This window comes from Dethiosulfatibacter sp., assembly GCF_983023055.1.
Window position 1 is genome coordinate 1 of sequence record NZ_CEZJXU010000416.1, and the last position, 2,294, is coordinate 2,294.

Annotated in this window: 3 protein-coding genes and 1 pseudogene; 2 read left to right on the forward strand and 2 right to left on the reverse strand. The window is 35.0% G+C overall.

Annotation, left to right across the window (positions count from 1 at the left end; translation table 11 throughout):
* A partial coding sequence (locus AC3AX0_RS11810) for a tRNA sulfurtransferase (protein WP_487550482.1) occupies window positions 1–683 on the forward strand: 683 nt, incomplete at its 5' end.
* A 47-nt stretch (window positions 684–730) separates the two neighbouring features.
* Here AC3AX0_RS11810 and rnhA read toward each other — a convergent pair.
* Together rnhA and AC3AX0_RS11820 are read right to left on the reverse strand one after the other, a co-directional pair.
* Entirely contained in the window at window positions 731–1,186 is a 456-nt protein-coding gene (gene rnhA / locus AC3AX0_RS11815) for a ribonuclease HI (RefSeq protein WP_487550483.1), read from the reverse strand.
* Window positions 1,187–1,188: 2 nt separating this feature from the next.
* Complete coding sequence (locus AC3AX0_RS11820; protein ID WP_487550484.1) at window positions 1,189–1,713, reverse strand: DUF4364 family protein; 525 nt, start codon at window positions 1,711–1,713, stop codon at window positions 1,189–1,191.
* Window positions 1,714–1,861: 148 nt separating this feature from the next.
* On the opposite strand from AC3AX0_RS11820, the pseudogene AC3AX0_RS11825 reads away from it, so the two are divergent.
* A pseudogene (locus AC3AX0_RS11825) lies at window positions 1,862–2,294 on the forward strand (hypothetical protein); the annotation flags it as partial.

Consider the following 2,294-nt stretch of genomic DNA (forward strand, 5'->3'; position numbering starts at 1 on the left):
TCACCGAAAGAGTCAAGGGTACAGGTGGACTGCCTCTAGGGTCAAATGGTGAAGGTTTAGTTCTTCTTTCAGGAGGAATTGATAGCCCGGTGGCATCCTATATGATGGCGAGAAGAGGAGTCAAGATTAGCTGTGTTACCTTCCATGCATATCCATTTACAAGTGAGAGAGCTAATGACAAGGTAAAGACGCTCACTGAAAGATTGTCTGTTTTTTGTGGTAAGATAGAGCTTTACTATGTTAATATTTTAGATATATATAAGGAAATTAAGGAAAAATGTCCTGATGATCAAATCACCATCATTGCCAGAAGGTTTATGATGAAAATTGGTGAAAAGATTGCAGAAAATAGGGATTTGGATTTTCTTATTACCGGTGAAAGTCTTGGTCAGGTTGCAAGCCAGACTGCAAAATCAATGAGAGTAATAGATTCTTCAGTAGAGCTTCCAATATTGAGACCACTTGTTGGAATGGACAAGACGGAAATAATAGATATAGCAAGAAATATAGGTACCTATGAAGATTCAATTCAACCCTATGAAGATTGCTGTTCGGTATTTTCACCAAAGCATCCGCAAACAAAGCCTAAGATAAACAAGATTTTAGAATCTGAGAGCCATCTTGATGTTGATGCATTAATAAATGATGCAATAGAAAAAATGACCAGGGAGGTCATTTTTTAGTAAAATTGAGCGTTAGCCGCATAAACTAAAAACAAAGGGATTGAAGCTTATCTAACGCTTTCAATCCCTTTATTTGCGAGTTCATCTGCTTTTTCGTTGTATTCGATTCCAGCATGGCCCTTTACCTTTATCAATTTAATCTTTACAAAGGATTCCAAAAGTTTAAGCATTTCAATCCAAAGTTCCTTGTTTTTTACACTTTGTTTTTTTGAATTCTTCCAGCCGTTTTTTCTCCAGTTCACAAACCATTTCTGGTTGATGCAGTTTACAATATATGCAGAGTCGGAATATATTTCTGTTTCAAGATCCTTGTTATTAACCGTTTTAAGTACTTCAATTATGGCTGTCATTTCCATTATGTTGTTTGTTGTATTCTTGGTGCCTCCAAAGATTTCCTTTTCATGGCCCCTGTACATGAGGATTGCTCCCCAACCGCCAATATTTGTACTGCTTTGATTACCAGAACAGGCCCCGTCAGTATATATGATTAGTTTCTCAGACATTTTTACCTCATTACTATTTTTATTATTTCAGAATAAATTTCTTCAGGATTTTTATCCCACTTTGCTACTATTTTTTTTGCAAGACTTTCTGAAGGGACGTTGACTGAAAGATTAAAAACAGTTACAGTCTTTTCAGAAGCCTGCATAACTACTGTATAGCTGCCGTCCTTCCTGTCAAAATAATGTGCCAGAAGGTCACTCTTTTTCTTTATTTCTTTTCTTAGATATTTTGAAGAATCTAAAACCTCATTCTTAAAGCTCTGTGGAATCTTGTCGTTAAACATTTCAACGGATTCTGAACCTAGCTTCGTAAGTTTATAGCACTCCTTGTTGAGTATGTGTTCTATATCTAGAAATTCGTCTTTTTTTAAGTCGTTTAAAAGTTCATGGAGTGTAAAATAGTCCATATGGTTGTTTTCCACTATATAATTTGTCAAGTCTACATGGTCGATTGAAGTATTTATGGATTTCAGTATATATAATAATTTAAGTTTTATCTGAGCTAGTTTAGTGCCGCTGTCAAACAAAATATCACCACCTGACAAGTATTATAACATCATTAATGGGCTTTTTCTATTATTTATAGTATTTTGTTTATGAATTTATTATAAATAATTGATTATCATATGGATAAATTCCTGAAAATATATTACAATGAAAAAAAGGGGTGATATTATGAAAAAAATCAAAATTTTAATTTTATTGTGTGCACTATTACTCGTAACAGGATGCAGTAGAGTTGGAAATACTCCGGAGGATGATATATTAGATGAAACTGGAGATGAAACGGTCATTGAAAATGGTGGGGACGATACAACAGACGGTGACTTGAAGGAAGAAATAAAAGGTGATGGAGAAGAAATCAAGGACAATGCTTCTAAAGGTGAAAATGGCCAGAATCAGGAGGTTGGTGAAATTAATGTAGACTTTTCTCTGGAGCCTAACGAGGCAGGAAGGGTCATGGTACTGATGTACCACAGTATTGATGATGATGAGGCAGAATATGAAATATCCGTTGAGTCTTTCAAACAGGACCTTGATTATCTTTATGAACATAACTACAGGCCTATTTCCATTGACAAGTACATGAAGGGGGAAATAGACACAC

Coding starts and splice junctions, on each gene's coding strand:
- rnhA (WP_487550483.1), bottom strand. CDS start 1,186: ATGTCTGAGAAACTAATCATATATACTGACGGGGCCTGTTCTGGTAAT.